Raw genomic sequence first — 25289 nt, forward strand, 5'->3', positions numbered from 1 at the left:
CGGTTCCAGCCTGCATTGGCTCCCAAGGAAAGGAGCCGGTGCGATGCCATCCGATGCGTTGAAAGCCATTGCGCGCGCGATGCCCATCAGCTCGCAGGTTTGCTTGATCCGCTCGATCGGTTTTTCCAGCACGTTGATCTCAACCATTTTGGCATAAGCCCGGGTCATGCCGTTGGTTCCTATGCTCATTGCCGGGTGCGCTGCGGCGGGGTCTGCGCCGGCTAAGACGCCCTGCCGACCGTGTCGGCCATGGTTGCGCCACGCGCTCCGAGCGGCTTGCGGCGGCCCTCAGTCGAATCGAGCATGGTCTGATGCTCGATCTCTGAATTCAGCTCTGCCCCGCACAGCACGATGATGGCTGACATCCACATCCACGTCATCAGACCGATGGCCGCCCCCAGCGAGCCATAGGTCGCGTTGTAATCGCCGAAATTCGCCAGATACCAGGAGAGCAGCACCGAACCGGCCAGCCACAGTACGGCCGCTGCGACGGCGCCGACGCTGAGCCACTGCCAGCGCGGCCTGGTTCGGCTCGGACCATAGCGGTACAGCACCGCGAGCGCGGTGAGGAGCAGGAGCACCAGGATTGGCCACCGTCCGAACCGGATGACGAGCTCCGCCGTCGTGCCCAGTCCGACCTGCTGCAGCAAAAGCGGGACGACGACCACCGCTCCGACCATCAACATGATGGAAATCAGCCCGGCGATCGTGAACGAGAGGGACATCAGATTGAGTTTGACGAAGCTGCGCTTTTCCTTCTCGTCATAAACGACGTTGAGCGCATCGAAGATCGCCTTCACGCCGGCATTGGCGCTCCAGATCGCGATCAGCAGGCCGGCGGCAAAGGTCAGGCCGAGCGTCGAGGTCCCCTTCGCGAGCACGCGCGCGATCTGGTCCTGGACGATCGCAAACGAGCCTTCCGGCAGCATCAGCGCCAGGCTCTGCAGGTTCGATGAGATCGTGGACGGATCGGCGAACAGGCCGTAGCTCGAGACCAGCGCGGTGATCGCCGGGAAGATCGCCAGCAAGCCGTAGAACACGACGCCGGCCGCGGTTGCCAGCAGACGGTCCTCGTCGATCTGCTGATAGGTGCGGAGCAGAATGTCCTTCCAGCCGGCAGTCGGAATCTCGAGCGGCGTGTCGGCGAGCCGTCCACGATCTTGCGTTTCCGCTAGCACGGGTTCGACGCCCTGCTCCCGAGCGGACGGCCGCTCCGATCGGGACAGGTGGCGAGAGATCGCCAACGTCGCCAGAGCCGTTGCACCGGCGAGCATCAGGTCGTTCGGCCAATTGCGCAGCGTAGCCATCGCTAGTCCTGGATCGCATCGCGCTGACGCCGGGCGCGCGATGCAGCAAACCAGCCTACAAGCATGATTGCAGCTCCGGCGGCCAGTGCGCGGGTGGTGGGATCTACGCTCGCCCCTGCTCCCGTCCGAGTGGTGGCGATCAGCCGCGCGGCGACGGGCACTGCGATCGCGCGCTTGAGCATGTCGGCCTGTCGGCCCGGGCGCGGCACGGCCGGCGCAGGACGCGCGAGCAGCACGCGGCCCATGACCAGCCCCAGGATCCCGAGCAGGACAAAGGCGCCGCCGATCGCGGCATATGCGATCCAGATGTCGTAATGCATTTCAAGGGCGTGGAAAGCCGCGCCAACCCCGATCCCGATCGCGATCAGAAGCGAGACCGCACCCGCCAGCATGAAGCTGCACGCAAATGCGTAGCCGGTCACCAGGCGCGTCATCCATTGTCGCAAGTCCGCAAGGTAGGAGCGGAAGATCAGGCTCAGCGAAGACGACGTGTTGACGGGCATGACGAAATCCATTGCAAGGCGGCATCCGACAACCCGGCGGGAAGATCGACGTTCCTGTCCTGGCAACGCGCAACAGTTCGCGCCATGCGGTTCAACGCGGACCGAGCGCTAACTGACCGGAGGGAGATTTGCGCGTGGTGGCATGGAGCTCGGGAATGGCTTAGCGACCAAGAGTGTCCCGCGCTCGTCGGTTTCGAGCGCGATCTTCTGGGCAAGCATCACGTCGCCCGCCGCCAGCGCGCCGACGGGCCGGAAGCACCAGCCCAGCACGATGCGATCGCCGCCGTCCATCTCATAGACGTTGGTCGAGGTGCCGTAGCAAATCCGGTATCGCTTGCCGGACTCCGAGCCGATGACGTCGAAGCGCTTATACTTTTCGAACTGCGCCCGCTGCTCGGGTGACAGCCACGCGGACAGCAGCGCAAGTCCGCGCGCCTCAATTCGCTCATAGGCCTGCCAGCGATCCCAGATCGCGGCCAGCGTCGCACCCAGCGTGCTGGCGGCGCGCCGGAGCACGGACCGCAGGGACATCTCGCGCAGACGGACGAGCATGGCGTCAGCCGCCGACCAGCCTCGGATAGAGCAGGGTTTCCTCGGCGGTCGGATCGAGCGCGCGGACCAACTTCGCCTCTCCGGTCGCTTGCCGGATTGCGGCGGTGTAGCCGTCGGACGTGAGCTGGGTGAAGCGAGCATTCGCCCAGGCCAGCTGCTCACTGTTGTCGGGGTCGAACTGCTGTCTCGTGTCGCCGGAGTGGTCCATCACCAAGATCGTTGCCATCATCGTCTCCCTTGAAGGACATTCACAACTGCATCAGACAATCGGCGCGGCCGTCGTCGGCCTGCCGCCCATCCACTCCGGCAGCGCGGCGCCGTCGCGGTGACGGCCACCCGCGCCGGCCGCGGCCCACGCGGCGACCGCACCGAACAGCAGCGCCGCCGCAACCGAGAACGCCAAAATCACCGCGCTGCGCCGCGACCGCTGGATGGCGGTCCTGGCATCGCCCATCACGCTGTCGACGCGCTTCTCCGCCTCCGCAGCAGGCAGACCGGTCGCGGCCGCGACTTGCTGGATCAGATAGCTGCGATCGTCGGAGCTGACGCCACTGCGGCCGGAGCTCGTCAGCAGGATGCGGCCCGCCTCCGCCCGCTCATAGCCGATATCGATATTGGCCGGACGCCGCGGCGACCGGTACAGACGGTCGAGTTCGGCGCTCAGCAACGGCTCCGCGGCCGTCGCAGATGGCCGGCTCTGAACCACCGGACGCGCGGTCGACAGGCCGACCAACGCGACGATCGTAGCACCGAGGATGACGGCGAGCGCCCAGGCGGTCAGTCCGTGAAGCCCGTCGCGGCTGTCGATCTCGTCGGATGGCGTCGCGCCGATCACGCGCTGGGCCCGGCCGGCGATGTAGCCGCCGACGCCGAAGCTCACCAGTGCTTGCAGAATCAGATACAGCCCCGACAGCAACGCGAGCGCGGCTGATGCGTCGCGCCATGACGGCGAGCTTGAACTCACGCCCAATCCGACCGCCGCTCCGAAGCCGATCAAAATCACCGACAGCGCAGTCGCGGCCAGCGCGCCGGCGACGACCGGGCTCCATTGCAGCCGAAGCCCGGTCCTGTTGGCGGCGGAAACGGCAAGCCCTCGCTCGTTATCCATGACGCGCCTACCGCAGCCCGAAGAACGACAATATCGCCAAAATGACCACGATCAGTCCGACCAGATAAATCAACTGGTTCATGAAAACCTCCTCCGTCCTTCCCGTCCTGACAATCTGGTGGAGAAGCCAAGGTTCCTACGCGGACGAACCGGCGCGATGCGGCAGGCCAATAAAAAGGGCCCCGCCGAAGCGAGGCCCTCATTGGTCGTCGCGATCTGCTGATCGCGACGTGCGACCAACACCGTTAGTCGTCGTCCCAGTCATGACCACGGATCACGAAGCCGCGGTCGCGGTAGTAGTCGCGATGATGGTTGTACCAGCCGTGGTGCCAGCCCCGGTCATGCCGGTATACGTCGACGCGCGGACCACCATAATATCGATCACCGTAGTACCCGTGGTCCCTGCCGACATAGATGCCCACACCCTGCGCGCTCGCAACGGTCGGTGCCGCTATCGAGAGTGCCGCAACCGCGGCAAGAGCGTAAGTAAGCTTCGTCATGGCATCCTCCTTTCTAGTACGCCGTGATAACGACTGGCGTCCGCGCATGTTGCAGGAACAGGATCGGAACTTTCCTGAACGTTCCTTCACCATCTTGGCGGCTGGACGTGACCGGCGCACGAGATCGAGGAGCCCTCGACGCTCTACTCGATCGCGTGGCTCCACTCTCTGTTCGACACAAGTGACCCCAGCTCAGGGATGGAGAGCTGGGGTCTTAGCGGGGTTCTCCTGGTTGCGCTGACGGCCGGTCGGCGCGTCAGCTCGCGAGAGCATGCGCGTCGCAATCAGTTCCGGCACTAACGTCTGCAAATGTGCGACGCACAATCGTGCCGCTGCGATTGTCCGATCGGACCGCTTAGCGCCACATGCTCGGGGCGGTGCGCAACGCGGCCTGGCCTGCGATGCGCAGCTCATCGATTGACGAGCGTCCCTCGCGGATGGCTTGCAGCAATCCAGAGGCGACGTTGGTCCGCTTCGTCGTATCCGAGCGGGGCACGCCTCCGCAGACCTCGTCGAGCACCGCGCGAAGCACTGCCGCCGTCTCTCCATCGAGCATGATTGCCTCCCTGCCCTCGTGGATCGAACCGCATCGTAGCGCGAGACCGCGCGAGAGGCGTTCAAGTATGTTTACAGCCGTATCCAAATCTTGCGCGGCCGACCGTCGCGCTGTCTTCGTCGTGACAAATCACTGTCACGTTCAGATCGTCAGTACACTCTGCAAAATGACGCGCCCGCGTCAGTCCCGCTGCGCCATTTCAAGGATCGCATCAGCGAACGCCTGCGGCGCCTCGCGCACCAGCCGCACCGGCATCCGTCGCGACTTCAGGGGGAGCAGCATAGAGCCGCCTTGCCGCGTCTCAGCCGCGCCGCTTGGTGTGTAGATAGTCGGCCGAAAACAGCGCCGTGTCCTTGAGCAGCTTCAGGTCGTTGATCGTCAGCATGCGGTCGCGCAGCACGATCAGGCCGGCGCCGCGCAGCTCCTGGAGCGTCCTGTTGACATGGACCACCGACAGGCCGGTGGCATCGGCGAGATCCATCTGGGTGACCGGGAACAGGCAGGAATCGCCGTCGATCATTCCAACCGGCAGCAGGCGCTCATGGAGTTCGCACAACAGATGCGCGACCCGCTCCAGCGCCACGCGCCGTCCGATATTGACCGTCCATTCCCGCTGGATCGCGCTGTTCACCATGGTTTCGCACCACAGCGCTTCCTCCAGCGAACGGTCGCTCGCCAGCAGCTGCTCGAACGCCGGACGCTTGATGTCGGCATAGGTGACCGGGGTCAGCGCGCCGATCGAATGATCCATCACCGACAGCAGATAAACGCAGGCGTCGCAGCTGTCGCCCGGCAGGATGAAATTGACGATCTGGCGGCGGCCGTCCGGCAGCGTCTTGTAGCGGCAGAGCCAGCCCGACAGGATGATCCTGACGCTTTCGACCGGATCGCCCTCGGTCGCGAGGTCTTCGCCCGGGCGGGCTCGGTGCAGCCCATCCTGGATCGCCTGTTGCAGCAACGCGATCCCGCGTTCGGACAATTGGCGCAGGGCATTGAGCCGCCGGATCACCGGCTGCGCCAGATTTCCCTCGAGGATCGGGGGATGCATCTAGCTCCCCATGCTCGGCGTATGGATGGCTTGCGGCTTCATCGGTATGGCGATCGTGCAGCGCAGTCCCGACGGATTGAACTCCAGCGTGCTCTTACCCTTGAACTCGAACGCCAGCGTCCGCTCCAGGAGATCGGATCCAAATCCCCTGCGGCTCGGCGGCGTCACTTCAGGCCCGTTGCGCTCGCGCCAGTCGAACACCAGTTGCCGTGGCTCGGCGGCGTCATCGACCCGCCATGAGACGTCGATGCGCCCGGCGCGTTGGCTCAGTGCGCCATATTTCAAGGCGTTGGTTGCGAGCTCGTGGATCGCCAGCGCGAAGGTCTCCGCGGCCTTCGGTTGCAGGCGAATCCCGGGACCGGACACCCTCAGTTGCTCGCCTTCCCGCGCGTTGTAAGCCAGCAATTCCTCGACCACGAGGTATTCGAGATCGACGCCGCCTTCCGGATCGCGGGTCACCAGCGACTGGGTCCGCGCGAAGGCGTTGAGCCTGCCGTCGAGATGCGATGCGTAGTCCTCAACATTCGCGCTGGTCTCGGCCGAGCGGCGCGCGATCGAGCGGACCACGCCGAGCGTATTGCGCACGCGATGCTGCAGCTCGGCGAGCAGCAGCCGCTGCCGTTCCTCGGCCCGCGTGATCGCGGTGACGTCGATGAAGGTGATCACGACGCCGGCGATGAAATTGTCGATGCTGCGATACGGCAGGATGCGCACGATATAGCGCGTGCCGCTGTCGGGCGCGGTCAGCTCGCGCTCGGCGCTGGCCAACGTCCGCAGCACGCGCCGCACATCGTCGTAGAGCTCCTCGATCGGAATCCGCGCCTTGATATGCGCGATCGGGCGGCCGACATCGGTCTCGACCAGATGCAGCAAATGCGTGATCGCCGGCGTGAAGTTCATCACCTTCAGATCGTTGTCCAGGAACACGGTCGCGATCTGGGTGCTCTCGAGGAAATTCTTCAGGTCGCTGGTGGCGCGGGTCAATTCCTGCACGCGGTGCGCCAGCTCGCCGTTGACGGTGGTCAGCTCCTCATTGACCGACTGCAATTCCTCGCGCGAGGTCTCCAGTTCCTCGTTGGCGGATTGCAGCTCCTCATTGAGCGATTGATATTCCTCGTTGGAGGATTTCAATTCCTCGTTGGTGCTTTCGAGCTCCTCGATCGTGGCCTGCAGCCGCTCGCGGGTGGCGCGCAGCTCGCTCTCCAGCCGCTCGACATGCTCGGTCCTGACCAGAATGTTGGGATTGGTCTCGGCCTGTTCCGCCTGCCGGATCGGACCATCCTTGAACAGGACGACGAAGTTGCGATGGCCGGCAGGGCCGTCCTGGATCGGCTCGACCGTGATATCGACCAGCACGCGATGCCCGTTGACGCCGAGTTGCACCTGCTCGGCTTGGGCGGCCTCGTTGGTTTCCGCGGCACGGCTCAGCGCGGTGCGCAGCTCCAGCCTGAGATCGCGATGCACGAGCTGCAGCAGATCGAGCGTCGCCGTGCCTGCGGTCGGCTCGATATAGCGGCCGGTGCGGCCGGAGAAATGCAGGATGTGAAAGTGGTCGTCGGTGATCACGTAGGCCGGCGCATGGCGCTCGGCGATGCGCTGGGCGCGCCGCTCGAGGCCGACATCGTGGCCAACGGAGCGCACCGGCGGCACGTCGATCGCGGCCCGCCCGGTCGCCGTCGTGATCGGAAATTCCGGCGGCAGCCGCGTTCCGGTCTCGAGCTTCTTGAAGATGCGCGCGCGCCGGTCGACCGGCGCGAACAGCTTCGGATGCCGGGTGACGTTCTCGGAATTGCCGAGAAACAGGAACCGGTCCGGCAGCAGCGCGAAATGGAACAGCGGGATGACGCGGCTCTGCAGCTCGGCATTGAGGTAGATCAGGAGGTTGCGGCACGAGATCAGGTCGAGCTTGGAGAACGGCGCGTCCTTGATGACGTTGTGCTGCGAGAAGATGCACATCTCGCGCAGCTCCTTGACGACGCAGTAAGTGTCGCCCTCGCGCACGAACCAGCGCGCCAGCCGATCCGGCGTCATATCGTTCTCGATACTGGTCCGATAACGCCCGACCCGCGCGGCGGCGAGCGCGCGGCCGTCGATGTCGGTCGCGAAGATCTGCACCTGCGGCACCGAGTCGAGACTGGCCATATGCTCGCGCAGCAGGATGCCGATCGAATAGGCCTCTTCGCCGGTCGCGCAGCCAAGCACCCAGACACGCACCTGCCGGCCGGCGCCCTTCCCTTCGAATATCTTCGGGATGACCTGGGTTTCCAGGACATCGAACTCCTTCTTGTCGCGGAAGAATTCCGTGACGCCGATCAGGAGATCGTTGAACAGATGTTGCGCCTCGTCCTTGTCGTTTCTCAGGAAATCGACATAGGCGGAGATATCATCGATCTGCACCACCTGCATGCGGCGCTGGACGCGGCGCAGGAAGGTGTTCTGCTTGTAGCCGTGGAAATCGTTGCCGGTCTTGTTGCGAAGGATATCCGCAATGCGCGCAAGCGAAGTTGCAGCCGCGGCCAGCACCTCGTCGAAGCCCTGTTTCTCCTCGAGCCGGCGCAAATGGCGCGAATAGACGTCGATATGCTCCGGGATGTCCTCCGGCGGCAGCACAAAATCGGCGATCGCCGCGGCCGAACTGCCTTCGTCGTGCGGGTTGGACTGACCGTCGCCAATGCGTTCGGCGATCGCGAGGCCGCCATGATCCTTCAAGGTCCCGACCCCGAGCGTGCCGTCGCCACCCGTGCCGGCCAGCACCACGCCGATCGATTCCTCGGCGCGCTCCTCCGCCAGCGACACCAGGAAGCTGTCGATGGTGGCCCGCTCGGCGCGCGCCTGCTCGGCGCGCCGGACGGCGAAACGATCGCCGTGAACGGTGGTGATCATGTCGGACGGACACAGATGGATCACGCCGCCCTCGACCAGCTGTCCGTCGCTGATCTCGGACAGCCGGGCGCCTTCCGATCGCTGCAAGGCTTTGCGCAACCGAGTGTCCTCGATGGCATCCCGGTACTGCAACACGAGCACGACGGCCTGGTCCGGATTGAGCCTCAGTTTCGAGAAGAACCGTTCGATGCTATCGAGGGCGCCGGCGGATGCGCCCACACCGATGATCAGCGGCGCCTTGGACTGGCGCCCTTCGTCTCCGCTCTGGGGTTGGCCAACGTCATCCATGGTTGCAGCGGCTCTCACTTTTCTGCGGGCGTCTTGTCTGCGGGCGTCGCGCCTGCATCTGCTGTTAGCAGAGTTTAGTCCTATCCCAACGGGATAAGTAGGGAATCTCCACCTTGCTGGGAACCTTGCAGGCGCCGACGGCCGCTGCGGCGGGGACGAGTGGTTGCTCGGCGGAAAATGACCTCCGGCGGAGGTTTCCGCGGCAGGCCAACCGCATGCTCGAACGCGGGGCCGTGCTTTTCCCGAACGCTAATGGGATGCGACCTGCTCCTCCAGGTATGCGACCCGCTGCACAATCAGGGTCCGGTGTCGTTCCCACTCGATCAGGGTCCGCTTGAGCAGACTGACGAGACGTTCGGCCTGCTCGGTATCGTGGCCGGCCCGCTGGAGCCAATCCAGCAAATCCTGCTGGTTGCGGATGCGCTGCCAGCCCTCCTCGATGTCGATGTCGGCCTTGACCAGCAGCTCGCGCTCGGACCGCAACTGTCCGGCCCAGTTCGCATGCTCGGCGCTGACCATCACGGTTCCTTCCGCACCGGTCGCTTCGGATCGAGTGATTGTAGCACGACACGCCGGATCATATCGGCATATTCGCGGTATTCAGCGGCGCGCGCGTCGTACATTTGTGCGACCGCCGGGCGCCCGCTCTGGCGGCCGTCCTCGGCCATCCGATGCACCAGTTCGGCGCGCTCCTCGATGATGCGCAGCGCGACCCGGAGCGCTTCGTCGACCCGGCCTTCCTGCTCCTTGGCGAGGGCATCGGCGGTATAGGCGTGGCCGACCTGACAGCGAAATCGCAGCGGATGCCCGACCTTGAGCTCGGAAAGGACGCCGCCGCACCCCGGACAGGTCAGCGGCGCGGGATCGGCAATATCGACCAGCGTATCGCTGCCGACGCGCTCGCCTGCCGCGATCTTCACCTCCAGCGCGATCTCGGGCGGGATCGGCAGCACCGCGCCGGCCCGTTCCCGGGCCAGTTCGGACAGCACATCGCCAAGCTGTGCACCCGAGATACAGAGATCGACCGTGGTCGCTTCCAATGCCCGGAGCGGCATTTCGTCGGACATCGCGTCCTGCGGGTCCTGAACCAGCGCAACCCCACCGCAGCGCTTGATCGCGTTCAGGCCTGCCGCGCCGTCGGACAGCAGGCCGCTGAGCACGACGCCGATCACCCGCGGTCCATAGTGCAGTGCGGCCGAGCGAAATAGCGCGTCGATCGCCGGCCGCACCAGATTTTCACGTGGCCCGCGGCCGAGCATCAGGTGGCCGTCCTGGATCAGGAGATGGCGGTCCGGTGCCGCCAGATAGACGTGACCATTCTCGATGACCATGCCGCTTTCCGCCTGTCGGACCGGCAGCTTGCCGGCCGCGCTGGCGACCGTGGAGAGAATGCCGATGCCGTGAGACGGTATGTGCAAAACGATGAAGACCGCGGCCGGCAGGTCCGTCGGCAGCCGGCCCAGAATCTCCTTCAAGGGTGCAGTCGCCCCAGCCGAGCCGCCGATGACGATGATGTCCCGATTGGACATGGAACCTGCCTTTTCCAACATTGTTTGCAACAAGGCGAGCATTCGTCCTATGTTCCAATTTTGCGATGACATCACGCCGGGCGCGGCCGGAATTGAAATGTCCGAATTTGCACCTTTGCGCGACCCCCCACTCCTGACAGGACGGCGCGTCCTGATCGTCGAAGACGAATATTTCCTTGCCGACGACATGCGCAGCGCGCTGCGCGCGCTTGGTGCCGATATCGCCGGGCCGGCCGGGGACATCGACGATGCGCTTCGCATCCTGCAGGACGGCGGCGTGATCGATGGTGCGGTGCTCGATGTGAACATCCGCAAGCAGATGATCTATCCGGTCGCGCGCGAGCTCCAGGCGCGCGGCGTGCCCATCGTGTTCACCTCGGGATACGACAAGATCGTGCTCGGCACCGAATTCGCGGACGTCCCGCTGTGGGAGAAGCCGTTCGACCATCGCGCCATGGCGCACGGGCTCGCCGGCATGATCCTGCATGGCGATCCCATGAAGCGGATTGAGCCGCAGGCTTGACCACCCGTCTCAATGACGCTGCCGGGCACGAATAATCCGCTCGACCATTTGCAAATGTTAGTGCGAAGGTTTGCACAGAGCCCCACGATACTCCAGTTGCGATCGGACTGGGGTGCGTAATGACCGACATCGAAAGACGTATCGAGCAACTTGAGCAGACGGCCGCAGAACGCGCGCTGATCGCTGACCTCTCAACCGTCACGGAAACCCGCATCCGTAACGCCCAATTGGCGGACGAGTTGCGCCTCGTCATTGCGCAGCTCCGGACCTTGAGGCCGGGTGACGTTCATATCTTCTGATTGTCTCGGCCCGCGATCTCCGGCGAACCGGCGGCGTGACGCATCCTCACGGCGCATCGTCTTCAGGAAGCACAACGATGCCGCATGATTCAACGGATCGGATCGCGGAATGCCGGCAACTGGCTGACGAAGCCGACCGTATGGCCTCGACATCCAGCGTCGAAACGACGCGCAAGGATTACGAATTGCTGGCGCGATCCTGGCGACGATTGGCGCTGAGCTACGAATTCTCCACGCATCTTGCGCGCTTCATCAAAGCCCGCTAGTCGGCCTGCCGACCGATCGGGACATTGCACGTGCCCGCCCCGCCAGCGAAAGCCCTACTCGCTGTTGTCGCGGTGGGCTTTGATCTCCATGCGCGCGCTCGCGGAGTTACGCACCGATTGCCGCAGCTCAGCGAGCTGATCGTCTCGCTGATCGGCGAGCGATTTCTTCTGTGCGCGCAAAGTGTGACTTTCTTCGATGGCAAGCTGGGCGCGGGCGAACAGGGGATCGATCATCGGCGAAACATGTCACTCGATCGCGGCGTCCGCCCTGTCATGGGATAAGTCAGGGACAGATTTGCCGAGCAGGCGGTGCGACAAACGTATCAGCTCATGAGACTTCGAAAATTGTTCGAGCGTGCGCTCGTAGCCCGCATCGATGCGCCGTTTCATGGCCTGATAATTGGCGAGCTGGTCCCCGTAATCGTCATCCCGCATGGTTCCGCCTCCGCAGGCTGCGAAGCTTAACGCAGGTCAGGATTTCAGGTTCCCGTACTGGCTTTCCTCCTGCGGGAAGGGCTCCTGCGTTTTGCGGCCCAGAAACGTGCTGGCCGGGCTCTCGGCGAGGAGTTTGCGTGCCTGGCCGACGACCCGGATCGTCCGCTGGGCATCGTCGAGATCGTCGAAATTGGAAAGGCGATAGATACGCCGCTCGTTGGGCATGGGCGTGCTCCCTGGATTATGCAGGCGGGAGCACCATCGGTCTCTCAGCCACCGACGCCTACGGGCAGAGCCTCGGCCGGTGATGCGAAGACAATAAACCTCGGCCAGGAAAGTTGCCAACAAAATGCCGCGCCGGGAACCTGAGACGTCGGACAACGCAAAAGAAAGTATGACTCACCGGCAGCGCAATACAAACGGTGTCGTTCCTGCGAAAGCAGAGACCCATAGCCGCCGACGTCAGTTGGCTTGCTGTGCTGGAGCCACAGCCTGTTTCAACAACGCAGCCCTGTGGTTATGGGTCCCTGCTTTCGCATTGCTTTCGCAGGGACGACGTGTGGAAAGAGCAGCGAGCTCTCATTCTCTTTGGTGTCATTGCGCACGGTGGGCCGGGAGCCATAACCACCGCTGCGCACCTCGGCGCGCGCATCGATCTGCGGTCAGCTCGCCGGCTATCCGGCGACGCTCATCTGCTTGCACAGTATCCCGAGAGCTTCCCCACACCCGCGCGGCTTGGTCACCACGGGGAGATGCGCATACTTCTTGGGCAGCGTGCTTGCGTCGTAGCCGGTGTACAGGGTGACCGGTGTCCCCATCGCAATCAGTGTATCGATCAACCTGTAGGACGAGGTTCCATTGACGTTGATGTCGATCAGCGCGCCGGAGGCTGCGGAAGCGTGCGGGCGGGCTTCGTCGATCGAAGCGAACGGGCCGACGACGTGATAGCCGGCCTGTCGTGCCAGCGCGGCACAGTCATCGGCAATGAAATACTCGTCTTCCACGATCAAGATCGTACGCATAGCAGTACCTCTGCCAGTGCGCGGATGATCGAGGCGTTAACGTTTTCGCGCCGGTCCGGTTTCCGGGGCGCGTCGTTCCGCGCACCTTCAGGACAGCGGCCATGACCTATTTCAACGGGCGGGGAATTTCGACGCCGGGGCGGATTGGTGCCGTTCTCCAGGCACGCGCCGTCAGCTACCGGCGACCAGCAACCCAAGGTACAGCCAGAGTACAATTGTCACGGTAATCGTTGCGGCGAAAAAGTAGCGGTCGATGAGATTCATCAACTGCACCTTCGGCTGACTATGGCGGATATCGAATCGCGGTCGAAACATCAGTCGCCGCCGCTTGTCATCTCTCTGCCCGGTTCCGGCATTTACATATGAGAGATCGGTGATTCCACTCGGAGATGCCTCGTTTGCCGATGTCGAAGAACACACCGGTCGCCATCACCGCTAGGCTGCAGCGGCAGCGCGGCTCCAGCGCGGCAAACGAAGGAACGAGGGTCGGCGCCTGCGGTTGGAGCCAGCGAAGGCAATGCATCAGCCAAGAACCGCAGCCAAGAACCGCCGACGCTATCGCTGCCCGACGTCTCGCCCGGCCTCGCCAGATCCTCGACAAGGCATGGATCGAGCACGATCACCGACCGAATCAACCTGTAGCTGTTGTGATAGTTTTGGGGAGGAGTTGGCTCCATGAAAGCAACGATCGAACAAAGAACGACCGCCGGCAATCTCGACCTGCTCGACCGCTACTGGCGCGCCGCCAATTACCTTTCGGTCGGCCAGATCTATCTTCTCGACAATCCGCTGCTCAGCGAGCCGCTGCGCAAGGAACACATCAAGCCTCGCCTACTCGGCCATTGGGGCACCACGCCGGGCTTGAATTTCGTCTATGCCCATCTCAATCGGGTCATTCGCGCGCTTGATCTCAACGTCATCTACATTTGCGGTCCCGGACATGGCGGTCCGGGCATGGTGGCGAACACTTATCTCGAAGGCACCTATAGCGAGATCTATCCCGACATCGGCCGAGACACTGACGGTCTGCGCAAACTGTTCCGGCAGTTTTCCTTCCCCGGCGGTATCCCAAGCCACGCGGCGCCGGAAACGCCCGGCTCCATTCATGAGGGTGGCGAACTCGGCTATTCGCTGGTTCACGCCTATGGCGCGGCGTTCGACAATCCGGATCTGATCGTGGCCTGCGTCGTCGGCGATGGCGAGGCGGAAACCGGTCCGCTGGCTGCATCATGGCACTCGAACAAGTTCTTGAATCCCGCGCGCGACGGCGCGGTGCTGCCGATCCTGCATCTCAACGGCTACAAGATCGCCAATCCGACGGTGCTCGGGCGGATGGGCGACGAGGAAATCCGCAGCCTGTTTCGCGGCTACGGACATGAGGTGCTTTTCGTCGAGGGCGACGATCCGATGCCGATGCATCGCGCCATGGCTGCTGCCCTGGATGAGGCGCTTGCAGCCATTCACAAGATCCAAACCGAGGCGCGCGGCCGCAAACGATCGGAGCGGCCGCGCTGGCCGATGATCGTGCTGCGCAGTCCAAAGGGCTGGACCGGACCAAAGGAAGTCGACGGGCTCAAAGTCGAGGGCTTTTGGCGCGCGCACCAGGTGCCGATCGCGCAAGTCCGCGACAACCCCGCGCATCTCAGGCTGCTTGAAGACTGGATGCGCAGCTACCATCCCGAGGATCTGTTCGACGAGGATGGTGCCCTGATCCCGGAGCTCCAGGCCCTGGCCCCGACCGCGAACCGCCGGATGGGCGCCAATCCACACGCCAATGGCGGCCTTCTGAAACGCGAGCTCCGGCTGCCGGACTACCGCGCATTTGCCGTCGAGGTAAAGCAGCCGGGTCAGACCGTCGCCGCAGCGACCCACGAGCTTGGAAAATACCTGCGCGATGTCCTCAAGCTGAATGCCGATGCCGGCAATTTCCGCATCATCGGGCCTGACGAAACCGCCTCGAACCGCCTCGATGCCGTATTCGAAGCCACAGACCGGGTCTGGATGGAGCCGACCGAGCCGTATGATGTCCATCTCGCTCACGACGGCCGCGTCATGGAAGTCCTTAGCGAGCACCTCTGCCAGGGCTGGCTGGAGGGCTATCTATTGACCGGACGCCATGGCTTCTTCTCCTGCTATGAAGCGTTCATCCACATCGTGGATTCCATGTTCAACCAGCACGCCAAATGGCTGAAGGTCTCGCGCCAATTGGCCTGGCGGCGTCCGATCGCCTCGCTCAATTATCTGCTGACGTCGCATGTCTGGCGACAGGATCACAACGGCTTCAGCCACCAGGATCCCGGCTTTGTCGATCTGGTCACCAACAAGAAAGCCGACATCGTCCGTGTGTATTTCCCGCCCGACGCCAACACACTGCTGTGGGTCGCCGATCACTGCCTGAGGACCTACGATCGGATCAATGTCATCGTCGCCGGCAAACAACCGTCCGCGCAATGGCTTTCGATGCAGGACGCCGCCACTCATTGCGATGCCGGCATTGGCATCTGGACGTGGGCCGGAACCGAGGATGCCACAAGCGAGCCCGATGTCGTGATGGCTTGCGCGGGTGACGTTCCAACGCTGGAGACGCTCGCCGCCGTTGATCTGCTGCAAAGGGCCCTGCCCGACCTCAAGATCCGCGTGGTCAACGTCGTCGACCTGATGACGCTACAGCCGATGCAACAGCACCCTCACGGCCTCAGCGACCGCGACTTCGACAGCCTGTTCACGCGCGATCGCCCCGTCATCTTTGCCTACCACGGCTACCCCTATCTGATCCATCGGCTCACCTATGGCCGGGCCAATCACGACAACATGCACGTGCGCGGCTTTGTAGAGGAAGGCACGACGACCACACCTTTCGACATGGTCGTTCTCAATGGGCTCGACCGCTATCATCTCGCGATCGAGGTGATCGAGCGCGTGCCGGGGCTCGCTACCAAGGCCGCACAGATCAAGCAAGGATACCGGAACGCCTTGATCGCGCATGCGCGATATGTGCGCGAGCATGGCGAGGATATGCCGGAGGTTCGAGACTGGGTCTGGCCGAACAGCACTGGCGGTGCCACCCCTGCCAAATCCGGCGGTTGAGCCATGCCGACGTCCGATGCGGTTCTGGTCGTCAACTCCGGCTCGTCGAGCATCAAGTTCGGCGTTTTCGATGCTTCGCACGCCGATCCCGCGCTGCTCTGCAAGGCACAGATCGACGAGCACGAGGGCGCGTCGCGATTGGTCTTCACCGATCCGGCCGGCCGCGCGTCGTTCGCGTTGGAGCAAGCCGAACCGGATGCGCCGCCCGATCGGCTGTTCGCCGATGTCCTGACACGAATCGAACATCATCTCGGCGAGCGGCTGCGTGCCGTCGGGCATCGCGTCGTACACGGCGGCCGCGAATTTCCGCGACCGGTCGAAGTCAATCGGACGGTGCTTGCCGTCCTCGAAGCCCTCACCCCTCTGGCGCCGTTGCATCAGCCACGCTGCCTGACGCCAATCCGGGCAATCAGCGCGATCCGGCCGGAACTGATGCAGGTCGCATGCTTCGACACGTCGTTCCATCATGGCCTCGCGCCGCCCGTCAATCGGTTTGCGATCCCGAGACATCTCGAACGCGCCGGCATCCGGCGCTACGGCTTTCACGGCCTCTCCTTTGAATATGTCGCAGGCCGCCTTGCCGACATCTCGCCGGAATTTTCCTCGAAGCGAACCGTGGTGGCGCATCTCGGCAATGGCGCGAGCCTTTGCGCCATGCAGAGCGGCCGGAGCATCGACACCACGATGGGTCTGACGCCCCTCGACGGCCTGGTCATGGGGACCCGCTGCGGCACGATCGATCCGGGCGTTCTGCTTTACCTCCAGCAGCAGAACGGCATGTCGGTCGACGACCTTGAGCAGCTGCTTTATCACCAATCGGGACTGCTCGGCGTTTCGGGCATCTCCTCCGACATGCGTGTTCTGCTCGCAAGCCAGGAGCCCGCCGCGAAGGAAGCGGTTGATCTCTTCACGTTCCGCATCGCGCAACAAGTCGCCGCGATGGCTGGCACGCTGGGTGGATTGGAATGCCTGGTGTTCACCGGCGGTATCGGCGAGCACGCGGGCGAGGTTCGCAGCCAGATCTGCGAACGACTGGGATGGCTGGGTGTCCAGCTCGATCCATCCGCCAACGCCGCGGCGCAGCTGCACATTGCTGGCGAGGACAGTTCGGCGGACGTGCTCGTCATGGCGACAAAAGAGGAAGCAATGATCGCTCGCCACTGCGCAGCCTTGATCTCGGGAACCTAGGATCCACGACAGGCGCGATTCACATAGGCAAATGCGGACAGCGGTGATGGGCGCATGGTACCCGCTGCCTGCTCGGTCTCGACAACGGTGCAGGCGGATGACCCCAGCGTCGGCCCCAGGGCCCGCAAAGGTGCTGGGGTCGTCTCCGCACCGCAAAGGCCCTGACGCACCGGCCCGGCGTCAGGGCCTTCGCCATTTCGAAGCCCGGAAGGGCTCTTGAACGACGCGTATCAGCGCCCCTTGAAGCGCGGCTTCCGCCGTCCGAGGAAGGCCGCGACGCCTTCCTTGTGATCCTCGGTCAGGCTCGCCAGCGCGAACTGGTCGAGGTCCATGTGGCTGGCGAGATCGTCGAGCGCATGTGCGAGCCGGTTGACCGTCAGCTTGGTCATCGCGACCGAGATCGGCGGCTGGGCAGCGACCTTGGCCGCGAGCGCCATCGCGGCGTCATATGACTTTCCAGGATCGGTCACCTGCTCCACCAGGCCCCACTCGTAGGCCTCCTCGGCCGAGATCCGGTCGTCGGCCAGGATCACCGCCTGCTTGGTGCGCGCCGGTCCCATCAGATGCAGCATGCGCGGCACGCTCTGCCAGTTCATGTTCATGCCGAGCGCGATTTCCGGCACCCGCATATGCGCGTCGCGCGCCATGACGCGGAAATCCAGCGCGACCGCGAGTGCCACGCCGCCGCCGACGCAAAAGCCCTCGATCGCGCCGATCGTGATCTGCTCCATGTCCTGCCAGGCACGCGTCAGCCGCGGCCCGAGCTTCAGGTGCCGGCGCAGCGTGCCCATGTCCATGGTCTGGCGCGAACGTCCTTCGGCATCCTTGAGGTCGAAGCCGGCGCTGAACGATTTGGCTCCGCCGGTCAGCACCACCACCGAGGTCTCGCCATCGTCCTCGAAACTGCGCGCCACGTCAGTCAGCTGCCGCAGCGCCTCCGGCGACAGCGCGTTGATACCGTCGCCGCGGTCGAACCGCACCACGGCGATGCGGCCGTCCGGCCCGAGGCCCTTCTCGATCGTCACATCATCAACCACGCATACCTCCCCGTTCGCATTCTTGTGTACTGCCTGCCTCGACATAGCACGACCGTTTCGCCTATTCTGCGGGCATGAGCGAACATGATCATCACCACCACGATCACGACCATTCCGAACTGTCGGAGACCGAACTGCGCGTCCGCGCGCTGGAATCGATCCTGACCGAGAAGGGCTATGTCGAGGCTGCCGCGCTCGACGCCATCGTGCAGGCCTACGAGACCAAGATCGGGCCGCATAACGGCGCCCGGGTCGTCGCCAAGGCCTGGACCGATCCTGCCTTCAAGAAGGCGCTGCTCGAGGACGCCAGCAAAGCGGTCGGCACCCTCGGCCATGTGAGCCGGGTCGGCGACCATCTGGTCGCGATCGAGAACACGCCTGGCCGCCACAACATGGTCGTCTGCACATTGTGCTCCTGTTATCCCTGGGAAATGCTCGGGCTGCCGCCGGTCTGGTACAAGGCCTCGCCGTATCGCTCGCGCGCGGTCAAGGATCCGCGCGGCGTGCTCGCCGATTTCGGCGTCAGCCTGCCGAAGGAGACGGAAATCCGGGTCTGGGATTCGACCGCGGAAACGCGCTTCCTGGTGCTGCCGATGCGGCCCGAAGGCACCGAGGGCTGGAGCGAAGACCAGCTCGCCGAGCTGGTGACGCGCGATTCCATGATCGGCACCGGCTTTCCCAAAAAACCGGGAGCGCCGTCATGAACGGCGTCCACGACATGGGCGGCATGGACGGGTTCGGCAAGGTCGAGCCCGAGCCGAACGAGCCGATGTTCCATGAGGAATGGGAATCCCGGGTGCTCGCCATGGTCCGCGCAATGGGCGCGGCCGGCGCCTTCAACATCGACGCGTCGCGCTTCTATCGCGAGACCCTGCCCCCGCAGGTCTATCTGTCGAGCTCCTACTACAGGAAATGGCTGCTCGGGCTGGAAGCCCTGCTGCTCGACAAGGGCTATATCTCCGAGGACGACGTCGCCGCCGGACATTCGGTCGCGCCGGCGAAATCGCTCAAGCACGGCAAGTTCTCGGTGGCCGACATCGAGCGCATCATGGTGCGCGGCAAGTTCGGCCGCGCCGCGCCGGGGCCTGCGAAATTCAAGGCCGGCGATCGGGTGCGGGCGAAGAATATCCATCCCGCCACGCACACCCGGCTGCCGCGCTACGTGCGCGGTCACGTCGGGGTGGTCGAGCGCGATCATGGCTGCCACGTGTTTCCCGATACGGTGGCCAACGACGCCGGCGAGCATCCGCAATGGCTGTACACCGTCGTGTTCGACGGACGCGAGCTGTGGGGCCCGGACTCCGATCCGACCATCAAGGTTTCGATCGACGCGTTCGAGCCGTATCTGGAGGCCGTGTGATGGATGCAGGTGCCGCCGCACGCGCCACCAGCGCAGTGTCCAGCATTCCCCGCGACCAGGACGGCCCGGTGTTCCGCGCACCGTGGGAGGCGCAGGCGTTCGCCATGGCGTTGACGCTGCATGACCGCGGCGTGTTCACCTGGCCCGAATGGGCTGCGGCGCTTGCCGACCAGATCAAGCGCGCGCAAGCTGCCGGCGATCCCGACACCGGCGAGACCTACTACCGGCACTGGCTCGCGACGCTCGAACATCTCGTCGCCGCCAAAGGCGTCACGACACCGGAGACGCTGCACCGCTACCGCGACGCCTGGGACCACGCCGCTGACCGCACCCCGCACGGCCAGCCGATCGTGTTGACGGCGGGGGATTTTAGGTAGCCTCGAATGCCATGATCACCTGCATGCGCATGCGCGGGTGATGACACCGCGTGGGGGGCGCCTTGAATCGCGAACTCATCCTCATCGTCGTCCCGGCGAAGGCCGGGACCCATAACCCCAACTGCAAATTGTTACGCGATGCTGGAACGACGAGCCCCACCTACAACGCCTGCCGCGGCGTATGGGTCCCGGCCTTCGCCGGGACGACGACGGTGAGAGAACCGCGCGCACGGATTCCAGAGACGCCAGTGCTGGAGCCGAGAAGCCGCAGCATACAGGATCGCCCGGTCGGGTCGCCCTGCAGGATTTCTGGATAATAGAAGAGTACCGTTGAGTTGCCCGACGTGTCAAGTTGCCGTGTCGAACGCCGGCAGCCGCCGACTCCTTTGCATGGGGTTGTTTTCGATATTTTGGCCGTGCTCCCCTGCGGGGCCATCAGCCCACGGTTACGGGCCGCCCTGCGCGACGTACTCCCGCCAGCCCTTGGCCCGCAGGCTGCAGGCCGGGCATTCGCCGCAGCCATAGCCCCATTCGTGCCGCGCGCCGCGTTCGCCGAGATAGCAGGTGTGCGAGTGCTCGCGGATCAGGTCGACCAGCCCGGCTCCGCCGAGCTCGTGCGCGAGCCGCCAGGTCGCGGCCTTGTCGAGCCACATCAGCGGCGTGTGCAGCTCGAAATCCCTGGCCATGCCGAGATTGAGCGCGGATTGCAATGCCTTGATGGTCTCGTCGCGGCAATCCGGGTAGCCGGAATAGTCGGTCTCGCACATGCCGCCGATGATGTGGCGGATGCCGCGCCGATAGGCCAGCGCCCCCGCGAAGGTGAGGAACACGAGGTTGCGGCCGGGCACGAAGGTGTTCGGCAAGCCGTCCGCGCCCATTTCGATCGCGACGTCGCGGGTCAGCGCGGTGTCGGAAATCTCCGACAGCGTCGGGATATCAAGCGTGTGGCTGTCGCCGAGTTTCGCAGACCATTCCGGCCGGACCCGCTTGATCCCGGCCAGCAGTTGGTCCCGGCAATCGAGCTCGATCGCGTGGCGCTGGCCGTAGGTGAAGCCGAGCATCTCGACGCGGGCAAAGCGTGACAAGGCCCAGGCAAGGCAGGTGGTGGAATCCTGGCCGCCGGAAAACAGCACCAGCGCGGTGTCGGAAGCGTTCTGATCGGTCATGGAACGCGATTTAGCACCTGACGGCGCCCGTGGCCAATCCGTGGACAGCGTCGCGATTCCGGCGTGTTTTACTGGGATCGGGAGGGGTGTTTTGGCATAAAGCCAATACCTCTTTGATGCCGGTGCCCCATGACCCCATCCCGCGACATTTCCCGCCTGATCGAGATCATGGCTGCGCTGCGCACGCCGGTCACCGGCTGCCCATGGGACCTCGTGCAGAATTTCGAGACCATCGCGCCCTACACGATCGAGGAGGCCTATGAGGTTGCGGATGCGATCACGCGCGGCGATCTCGACGATTTGCGCGAGGAGCTCGGCGACCTGCTGTTGCAGGTGGTCTATCACGCCAGGATGGCCGAGGAGCAGAACGCGTTCGCGTTCGGCGATGTGGTCGAGGCGATCACCAGGAAGATGATCCGCCGTCATCCGCACGTCTTCGCCGACAAGGACGGCAATATCCAGCCGGCCGGCGTCAAGAGCGCCTGGGAACGGATCAAGGCCGAGGAGAAGGCCGAGCGCGCGGCGCGGCGGCCGCCCGAAGAGACCGCGCACAAATCGCTGCTGGCGAGCGTGAAGGCGGGCCTGCCTGCCCTGACGCGCGCGATGGAGTTGCAGCGCAAGGCGTCCACCGTCGGCTTCGACTGGAACGACCCGCGCGCGGTGCTCGCCAAGATCCGCGAGGAGGCCAACGAGATCGAGGCCGCGCTCGACCGCAACGACAAGGCGGAGATCGCGGAGGAAACCGGCGACCTGATGTTCGCGCTGGTCAACCTCGCCCGTCACGTCGACGCCGATCCGGAAGCGGCGCTGCGTGCGACCAACGCCAAGTTCGAGCGGCGCTTCGCCTATATCGAGAAGGCGCTGGCGGCGAAGGGGCGTTCGCTCGATGGTGCGTCGCTGGAGGAGATGGACGCGTTGTGGAATGAAGCGAAGAGCGCAAACACCGATGTCGTCCCGGCGAAAGCCGGGACCCATACCGCGTGATCTAACGGTTCATCGAGACTGCCAGTCGCACGCAAACGTGGAACTGCGACCGGCTCAATCACGACGGCCTGTGGTTATGGGTCCCGGCCTTCGCCGGGACGACGGTGAGTTTGTGGACGCAGCGCGGCGCTCTGCCCACGCAGTCTGCTACAACAGCGTCCCGCGCAGGATCACCGCGGCGACGCCGAAATAGATCACGAGGCCGGTGACGTCGACCAGTGTCGCGACGAACGGCGCGGAGGCGCTGGCCGGGTCGAAGCCGATGCGTTTGAGGATGAACGGCAGCATCGAGCCGCACAGCGATCCGAAGGTGACGATGCCGATCAGCGCGGTGCCGACGGTCGCTGCGACGAGCACCCAATGCGGGCCGTAGTCGAACAGGCCGAGCGTCTGCCAGAGCGTGATCCTGACGACGCCGATCAGGCCGAGAATGGCGCCGAGCACGATACCAGTCGGCACCTCGCGCACGGCGACACGCCACCAGTCGCGCAGCCGGACCTCGTGCAGCGCCAGCGAGCGGATCAACAGCGAGGTTGCCTGTGAGCCGGAATTGCCGCCGGAGCTCATGATCAGCGGGATGAACAGCGTCAGGACGATCGCCCTCTCGAGCTCGCTCTGGTACGACTGCATTGCAGTCGCGGTCAGCATTTCCGACAGGAACAGTGCGCACAGCCAGCCGGCGCGCTTCTTGATCATCTCGCCGAAACCGATCCGCAAATACGGCTCGTCGATCGCTTCCATGCCGCCGAACTTCTGGGCGTCCTCGGTCGATTCCTCGACGATGGCATCGATGACGTCGTCGACTGTGACGATGCCAAGGATATGGCCGGGGCCATCGACGACGGCGACGGCGAGCAGGTCGTAGCGCGAGATCAGCCGCGCCGCCTCCATGCGGTCGGCCTCCGGCGAGATCATCAACGGCTTCCGCGCCGGCGCCGCCGTCAGCACATTGGCGTGCGGATCGCCCGAGATCAGGCGGCGCAGCGGCACGGCCTGGATCAGCGTCTTCTTGACCGGGTCGATCACGAAGATCGAGTAGACGGTCTCGCGGGTGCGCTCGACCATCCGGATGTGATGCAGGACCTCGGCGATGGTCCAGCTCGAGGGCACGCTGACGAACTCGGTCGTCATGATGCTGCCGGCGCTGCGCTCGGGATAGGCCAATAGGCCCGAGATGACGTTGCGGGTCTCCGGATTGAGCCCGTTCAACAGCGTGGTGCGCAGCGGCTCGACCAGCTCCTTGAAGATATCTGCGGCACGGTCGTCGGAGACGCCCGACAGCAGCGAGACCGCGGTATCTTTCGGCAGCTCGGCGAGGATCTCGCAGGTGTTGTCGAGCCCAGGCAGGTCGAGCACCTCGATCGCCTTCTCGGCCGGCAGCGATCGCAGCAGCTTCGCGGCATCCGCGGGCTCCCGGGCATTGAGCGCCTCGACGATTTCGGGCGCCCGCTCCTGGGCAAGATCACCGCTCTGGCCGGCGAGCGTCTCTTTCGTGATGGTTTCGCTGGTGTCCTGCATCGATCCGCCTCGGCTTTGCGTTCTGCAGCGCAATGAACCAAGGCGGTGCGGATTTCAAACAGAAAGTGCGACGCCGCGTCGCAGGCGCATCGGCGCCCGCAACGTCACGGCATCGTCATATTTCGGAAGATTGCAGGGTCCGTATTCGAGGGCTTACGCCTCGTGGGGAACGGCGGCGAACCGGCTCATCACGATGTCGCGCTTGGTCTCGTCGACGCGCACCGTCATGTCGAAGCGCTCGCCATGCAGCTCCTTGTTCAGAACCTCGGCATTGCGGTGCAGCCAGCTGATGCCGGCGCCATCGGAGGCGTCGATCGAGAGATTGAGCGTCGAGCGCTTGGCCGCGAGGCGATCCTCGATCGCGGCGAGCAGCGCATCGATCCCCTCGCCTGTTGCGGCCGAAACCAGGAAGCATGGCCGCTCCGGCGGACGGCGCGCGGCGATATTGCGCAAATTGTCCCGCTCCTCGGGATCGAAGCGGTCGATCTTGTTCCAGACCTCGATGATGCGCTGGCCACCGTCGGCATCGGGATCGATGCCGAGCTGGCGCAACACCGCCTCGACGTCGCGCTCCTGCGCCTCCGCATCCTCATGAGAGATGTCGCGGACATGCAGGATAATGTCGGCTTCCAGCACCTCTTCCAGCGTGGCGCGGAACGCGGCCACCAGCTGGGTCGGCAAATTGGAGATGAAGCCGACCGTGTCCGACAGCATCGCCTTGCCGCCATGCGGCAGGTTGAGCGCGCGCAGGGTCGGGTCGAGCGTCGCAAACAGCATGTCCGCGGCCTGCACATCAGCGCGGGTCAGGCGGTTGAACAGCGTCGATTTGCCGGCATTGGTGTAGCCGACCAGCGCCACCACGCGATACGGCACGCGCTGGCGGCCGGCCCGATGCAGCCGCCGCGTCGCCTGCACCTTCTTCAACTCGCCTTCGAGCTTGGTGATGCGCTCGCTGATCAGGCGGCGGTCGGCCTCGATCTGGGTTTCGCCGGGGCCGCCCATGAAGCCGAAGCCGCCACGCTGGCGCTCGAGATGGGTCCAGGACCGCACCAGACGGCTGCGCTGGTAGTTGAGATGGGCGAGCTCGACCTGCAACGCGCCCTCCTTGGTCTTGGCGCGGCGGCCGAAGATTTCCAGGATCAGGCCGGTGCGGTCGAGCACCTTGGTGCTCCAGGCCTTCTCGAGATTGCGCTGCTGGATCGGCGACAGCGCGCAATCCATCACCACGAGCTCGACGTCGTTGCTGGCAACGAGGCCGTTGATCTCCTCGACCTTGCCCTTGCCGAGATAGGTCGCCGGCCGGATCTGGCTGATCGGCGCGATCACGGAGTCCACCACCGTGAGGTCGATCGCACCAGCGAGGCCGGCGGCTTCCTCGATCCGCGCTTCATAATCGCGGACAGAGGAATCCGTTTGCGCATCGCCGTCGCCACGGCGCGTGCGCAGGTACGGGCCGATGACGATCACCCGCCCGGTGCTGCCGTCCCCCGCCGACCGTGCACGGTCGGCGCCCCCTTCACGATTGAAGGGTTCCAATCAGTTCACTCTCAAGCCGGTGCGTCCTCACCACCTTCGAACAACTGAATCGGAGCTCCGGGCATGATGGTCGAGATCGCGTGCTTGTAGACCAGCTGCGCCAGACCATCGACCGCGCCGCCAAGGCCAACAGCCGCATCCTGATCGTCGGTCCCTCCGGCGCCGGCAAGGAGCTTGCCGCGCGCACGCTGCACCATGCCTCCGGGCGCGCCGAGGG

28 protein-coding genes and 2 pseudogenes are annotated in these 25289 nt (G+C 64.5%); 10 read left to right on the plus strand and 20 right to left on the minus strand.

Annotation, left to right across the window (positions count from 1 at the left end; genetic code table 11):
• Positions 1 to 221 precede the first annotated feature (221 nt).
• The 11 genes from I6F38_RS24790 to I6F38_RS24840 form a co-directional block, all read right to left on the minus strand.
• On the minus strand, positions 222 to 1307 hold the full coding sequence (locus I6F38_RS24790; protein ID WP_225162166.1) for a YihY/virulence factor BrkB family protein: 1086 nt from the start codon (positions 1305 to 1307) through the stop codon (positions 222 to 224).
• Between the two features lie 2 nt (positions 1308 to 1309).
• Positions 1310 to 1810, minus strand: coding sequence for a hypothetical protein (locus I6F38_RS24795; RefSeq protein ID WP_225162167.1), 501 nt, complete (start codon positions 1808 to 1810; stop codon positions 1310 to 1312).
• Between the two features lie 108 nt (positions 1811 to 1918).
• Positions 1919 to 2362 (minus strand): hypothetical protein, encoded by a 444-nt coding sequence (locus I6F38_RS24800; protein WP_225162168.1) that lies wholly within the window; start codon positions 2360 to 2362, stop codon positions 1919 to 1921.
• 4 nt (positions 2363 to 2366) lie between these two features.
• Positions 2367 to 2588 (minus strand): hypothetical protein, encoded by a 222-nt coding sequence (locus I6F38_RS24805; protein WP_225162191.1) that lies wholly within the window; start codon positions 2586 to 2588, stop codon positions 2367 to 2369.
• A gap of 33 nt (positions 2589 to 2621) precedes the next feature.
• Positions 2622 to 3470, minus strand: a complete 849-nt coding sequence (locus I6F38_RS24810; RefSeq protein ID WP_225162169.1) for a hypothetical protein — start codon at positions 3468 to 3470, stop codon at positions 2622 to 2624.
• Between the two features lie 245 nt (positions 3471 to 3715).
• Positions 3716 to 3970 (minus strand): hypothetical protein, encoded by a 255-nt coding sequence (locus tag I6F38_RS24815; protein WP_028331979.1) that lies wholly within the window; start codon positions 3968 to 3970, stop codon positions 3716 to 3718.
• Between the two features lie 355 nt (positions 3971 to 4325).
• Entirely contained in the window at positions 4326 to 4526 is a 201-nt protein-coding gene (locus tag I6F38_RS24820) for a hypothetical protein (RefSeq protein ID WP_028331978.1), read from the minus strand.
• Positions 4527 to 4827: 301 nt separating this feature from the next.
• Positions 4828 to 5574, minus strand: a complete 747-nt coding sequence (locus tag I6F38_RS24825; protein WP_092084640.1) for a Crp/Fnr family transcriptional regulator — start codon at positions 5572 to 5574, stop codon at positions 4828 to 4830.
• Positions 5575 to 8745, minus strand: coding sequence for a CheR family methyltransferase (locus I6F38_RS24830; protein WP_225162170.1), 3171 nt, complete (start codon positions 8743 to 8745; stop codon positions 5575 to 5577). It abuts the gene before it with no gap.
• A 249-nt stretch (positions 8746 to 8994) separates the two neighbouring features.
• On the minus strand, positions 8995 to 9264 hold the full coding sequence (locus tag I6F38_RS24835; protein WP_225162171.1) for a hypothetical protein: 270 nt from the start codon (positions 9262 to 9264) through the stop codon (positions 8995 to 8997).
• Entirely contained in the window at positions 9264 to 10274 is a 1011-nt protein-coding gene (locus tag I6F38_RS24840) for a chemotaxis protein CheB (protein WP_225162192.1), read from the minus strand. Before I6F38_RS24840 ends, I6F38_RS24835 begins: the two co-directional genes overlap by 1 nt.
• Positions 10275 to 10371: 97 nt before the next feature.
• Here I6F38_RS24840 and I6F38_RS24845 point away from each other — a divergent pair, with 97 nt between their 5' ends.
• From I6F38_RS24845 to I6F38_RS24855, 3 genes are all read left to right on the plus strand, one after another.
• On the plus strand, positions 10372 to 10797 hold the full coding sequence (locus I6F38_RS24845) for a response regulator (protein WP_225162172.1): 426 nt from the start codon (positions 10372 to 10374) through the stop codon (positions 10795 to 10797).
• Between the two features lie 119 nt (positions 10798 to 10916).
• The gene (locus I6F38_RS24850; RefSeq protein ID WP_225162173.1) at positions 10917 to 11096 is read left to right on the plus strand and encodes a hypothetical protein; all 180 of its coding nucleotides are present in this window, start codon (positions 10917 to 10919) and stop codon (positions 11094 to 11096) included.
• A gap of 77 nt (positions 11097 to 11173) precedes the next feature.
• Entirely contained in the window at positions 11174 to 11362 is a 189-nt protein-coding gene (locus I6F38_RS24855; RefSeq protein ID WP_225162174.1) for a hypothetical protein, read from the plus strand.
• 54 nt (positions 11363 to 11416) lie between these two features.
• Here I6F38_RS24855 and I6F38_RS24860 read toward each other — a convergent pair whose 3' ends face one another.
• The 4 genes from I6F38_RS24860 to I6F38_RS24875 form a co-directional block, all read right to left on the minus strand.
• Complete coding sequence (locus I6F38_RS24860; RefSeq protein WP_225162175.1) at positions 11417 to 11596, minus strand: hypothetical protein; 180 nt, start codon at positions 11594 to 11596, stop codon at positions 11417 to 11419.
• A gap of 12 nt (positions 11597 to 11608) precedes the next feature.
• On the minus strand, positions 11609 to 11797 hold the full coding sequence (locus I6F38_RS24865; protein ID WP_225162176.1) for a hypothetical protein: 189 nt from the start codon (positions 11795 to 11797) through the stop codon (positions 11609 to 11611).
• 36 nt (positions 11798 to 11833) lie between these two features.
• A complete protein-coding gene (locus I6F38_RS24870; protein WP_225162177.1) occupies positions 11834 to 12022 on the minus strand; it encodes a hypothetical protein in 189 nt (62 codons plus the stop codon).
• Between the two features lie 449 nt (positions 12023 to 12471).
• Positions 12472 to 12819, minus strand: a complete 348-nt coding sequence (locus I6F38_RS24875) for a response regulator (protein WP_225162178.1) — start codon at positions 12817 to 12819, stop codon at positions 12472 to 12474.
• Between the two features lie 675 nt (positions 12820 to 13494).
• Here I6F38_RS24875 and I6F38_RS24880 point away from each other — a divergent pair.
• Both I6F38_RS24880 and I6F38_RS24885 read left to right on the plus strand, forming a co-directional pair.
• The gene (locus I6F38_RS24880) at positions 13495 to 15906 is read left to right on the plus strand and encodes a phosphoketolase family protein (RefSeq protein ID WP_225162179.1); all 2412 of its coding nucleotides are present in this window, start codon (positions 13495 to 13497) and stop codon (positions 15904 to 15906) included.
• A 3-nt stretch (positions 15907 to 15909) separates the two neighbouring features.
• Positions 15910 to 17094: an acetate/propionate family kinase gene (locus I6F38_RS24885; RefSeq protein WP_225162180.1), complete on the plus strand. Its 1185-nt coding sequence runs from the start codon at positions 15910 to 15912 to the stop codon at positions 17092 to 17094.
• A gap of 230 nt (positions 17095 to 17324) precedes the next feature.
• On the opposite strand, the gene I6F38_RS24890 is transcribed toward I6F38_RS24885, so the two are convergent.
• Entirely contained in the window at positions 17325 to 18131 is an 807-nt protein-coding gene (locus I6F38_RS24890; RefSeq protein ID WP_225162181.1) for an enoyl-CoA hydratase/isomerase family protein, read from the minus strand.
• A gap of 74 nt (positions 18132 to 18205) precedes the next feature.
• Between I6F38_RS24890 and nthA the strand changes: the two genes are divergently transcribed.
• Genes nthA through I6F38_RS24905 form a run of 3 tightly spaced genes read left to right on the plus strand, consistent with a single transcriptional unit; the run spans position 18206 to position 19868 of the window.
• A complete protein-coding gene (nthA, locus tag I6F38_RS24895) occupies positions 18206 to 18835 on the plus strand; it encodes a nitrile hydratase subunit alpha (RefSeq protein WP_028344028.1) in 630 nt (209 codons plus the stop codon).
• Complete coding sequence (gene nthB, locus I6F38_RS24900; RefSeq protein ID WP_225162182.1) at positions 18832 to 19491, plus strand: nitrile hydratase subunit beta; 660 nt, start codon at positions 18832 to 18834, stop codon at positions 19489 to 19491. Before nthA ends, nthB begins: the two co-directional genes overlap by 4 nt.
• Positions 19491 to 19868, plus strand: coding sequence for a nitrile hydratase accessory protein (locus I6F38_RS24905; RefSeq protein ID WP_225162183.1), 378 nt, complete (start codon positions 19491 to 19493; stop codon positions 19866 to 19868). The genes nthB and I6F38_RS24905 overlap by 1 nt, the downstream gene beginning before the upstream one ends.
• Before the next feature lie 446 nt (positions 19869 to 20314).
• On the opposite strand, the gene queC is transcribed toward I6F38_RS24905, so the two are convergent.
• Complete coding sequence (gene queC / locus I6F38_RS24910; RefSeq protein ID WP_225162184.1) at positions 20315 to 21034, minus strand: 7-cyano-7-deazaguanine synthase QueC; 720 nt, start codon at positions 21032 to 21034, stop codon at positions 20315 to 20317.
• Between the two features lie 129 nt (positions 21035 to 21163).
• Between queC and mazG the strand changes: the two genes are divergently transcribed.
• The gene (gene mazG / locus I6F38_RS24915; RefSeq protein ID WP_225162185.1) at positions 21164 to 22018 is read left to right on the plus strand and encodes a nucleoside triphosphate pyrophosphohydrolase; all 855 of its coding nucleotides are present in this window, start codon (positions 21164 to 21166) and stop codon (positions 22016 to 22018) included.
• 147 nt (positions 22019 to 22165) lie between these two features.
• On the opposite strand, the gene mgtE is transcribed toward mazG, so the two are convergent.
• The 3 genes and pseudogenes from mgtE to I6F38_RS24930 all read right to left on the minus strand — a co-directional run.
• Entirely contained in the window at positions 22166 to 23536 is a 1371-nt protein-coding gene (gene mgtE / locus I6F38_RS24920) for a magnesium transporter (RefSeq protein WP_225162186.1), read from the minus strand.
• A gap of 153 nt (positions 23537 to 23689) precedes the next feature.
• The gene (hflX, locus tag I6F38_RS24925) at positions 23690 to 25072 is read right to left on the minus strand and encodes a GTPase HflX (RefSeq protein ID WP_225162187.1); all 1383 of its coding nucleotides are present in this window, start codon (positions 25070 to 25072) and stop codon (positions 23690 to 23692) included.
• A gap of 11 nt (positions 25073 to 25083) precedes the next feature.
• Positions 25084 to 25182 (minus strand): annotated as a pseudogene (locus I6F38_RS24930) (RNA chaperone Hfq); the annotation flags it as partial.
• Here I6F38_RS24930 and I6F38_RS24935 point away from each other — a divergent pair.
• A pseudogene (locus tag I6F38_RS24935) lies at positions 25156 to 25289 on the plus strand (sigma 54-interacting transcriptional regulator); the annotation flags it as partial. The pseudogenes I6F38_RS24930 and I6F38_RS24935 sit on opposite strands and share 27 nt — an antisense overlap.

Source organism: Bradyrhizobium sp. BRP56, from assembly GCF_020194035.1.
Taxonomy (GTDB): Bacteria; Pseudomonadota; Alphaproteobacteria; order Rhizobiales; family Xanthobacteraceae; genus Bradyrhizobium; species Bradyrhizobium australafricanum.

Bases quoted from the DNA above. Each gene is read 5' to 3' on its own strand.
- I6F38_RS24790 (WP_225162166.1), bottom strand. From the start codon at position 1,307: ATGGCTACGCTGCGCAATTGGCCGAACGACCTGATGCTCGCCGGTGCA.
- I6F38_RS24795 (WP_225162167.1), bottom strand. From the start codon at position 1,810: ATGCCCGTCAACACGTCGTCTTCGCTGAGCCTGATCTTCCGCTCCTAC.
- I6F38_RS24800 (WP_225162168.1), bottom strand. From the start codon at position 2,362: ATGCTCGTCCGTCTGCGCGAGATGTCCCTGCGGTCCGTGCTCCGGCGC.
- I6F38_RS24805 (WP_225162191.1), bottom strand. From the start codon at position 2,588: ATGGCAACGATCTTGGTGATGGACCACTCCGGCGACACGAGACAGCAG.
- I6F38_RS24810 (WP_225162169.1), bottom strand. From the start codon at position 3,470: ATGGATAACGAGCGAGGGCTTGCCGTTTCCGCCGCCAACAGGACCGGG.
- I6F38_RS24815 (WP_028331979.1), bottom strand. From the start codon at position 3,970: ATGACGAAGCTTACTTACGCTCTTGCCGCGGTTGCGGCACTCTCGATA.
- I6F38_RS24820 (WP_028331978.1), bottom strand. From the start codon at position 4,526: ATGCTCGATGGAGAGACGGCGGCAGTGCTTCGCGCGGTGCTCGACGAG.
- I6F38_RS24825 (WP_092084640.1), bottom strand. From the start codon at position 5,574: ATGCATCCCCCGATCCTCGAGGGAAATCTGGCGCAGCCGGTGATCCGG.
- I6F38_RS24830 (WP_225162170.1), bottom strand. From the start codon at position 8,745: ATGGATGACGTTGGCCAACCCCAGAGCGGAGACGAAGGGCGCCAGTCC.
- I6F38_RS24835 (WP_225162171.1), bottom strand. From the start codon at position 9,264: ATGGTCAGCGCCGAGCATGCGAACTGGGCCGGACAGTTGCGGTCCGAG.
- I6F38_RS24840 (WP_225162192.1), bottom strand. From the start codon at position 10,274: ATGTCCAATCGGGACATCATCGTCATCGGCGGCTCGGCTGGGGCGACT.
- I6F38_RS24845 (WP_225162172.1), top strand. From the start codon at position 10,372: ATGTCCGAATTTGCACCTTTGCGCGACCCCCCACTCCTGACAGGACGG.
- I6F38_RS24850 (WP_225162173.1), top strand. From the start codon at position 10,917: ATGACCGACATCGAAAGACGTATCGAGCAACTTGAGCAGACGGCCGCA.
- I6F38_RS24855 (WP_225162174.1), top strand. From the start codon at position 11,174: ATGCCGCATGATTCAACGGATCGGATCGCGGAATGCCGGCAACTGGCT.
- I6F38_RS24860 (WP_225162175.1), bottom strand. From the start codon at position 11,596: ATGATCGATCCCCTGTTCGCCCGCGCCCAGCTTGCCATCGAAGAAAGT.
- I6F38_RS24865 (WP_225162176.1), bottom strand. From the start codon at position 11,797: ATGCGGGATGACGATTACGGGGACCAGCTCGCCAATTATCAGGCCATG.
- I6F38_RS24870 (WP_225162177.1), bottom strand. From the start codon at position 12,022: ATGCCCAACGAGCGGCGTATCTATCGCCTTTCCAATTTCGACGATCTC.
- I6F38_RS24875 (WP_225162178.1), bottom strand. From the start codon at position 12,819: ATGCGTACGATCTTGATCGTGGAAGACGAGTATTTCATTGCCGATGAC.
- I6F38_RS24880 (WP_225162179.1), top strand. From the start codon at position 13,495: ATGAAAGCAACGATCGAACAAAGAACGACCGCCGGCAATCTCGACCTG.
- I6F38_RS24885 (WP_225162180.1), top strand. From the start codon at position 15,910: ATGCCGACGTCCGATGCGGTTCTGGTCGTCAACTCCGGCTCGTCGAGC.
- nthA (WP_028344028.1), top strand. From the start codon at position 18,206: ATGAGCGAACATGATCATCACCACCACGATCACGACCATTCCGAACTG.
- nthB (WP_225162182.1), top strand. From the start codon at position 18,832: ATGAACGGCGTCCACGACATGGGCGGCATGGACGGGTTCGGCAAGGTC.
- I6F38_RS24905 (WP_225162183.1), top strand. From the start codon at position 19,491: ATGGATGCAGGTGCCGCCGCACGCGCCACCAGCGCAGTGTCCAGCATT.
- queC (WP_225162184.1), bottom strand. From the start codon at position 21,034: ATGACCGATCAGAACGCTTCCGACACCGCGCTGGTGCTGTTTTCCGGC.
- mazG (WP_225162185.1), top strand. From the start codon at position 21,164: ATGACCCCATCCCGCGACATTTCCCGCCTGATCGAGATCATGGCTGCG.
- mgtE (WP_225162186.1), bottom strand. From the start codon at position 23,536: ATGCAGGACACCAGCGAAACCATCACGAAAGAGACGCTCGCCGGCCAG.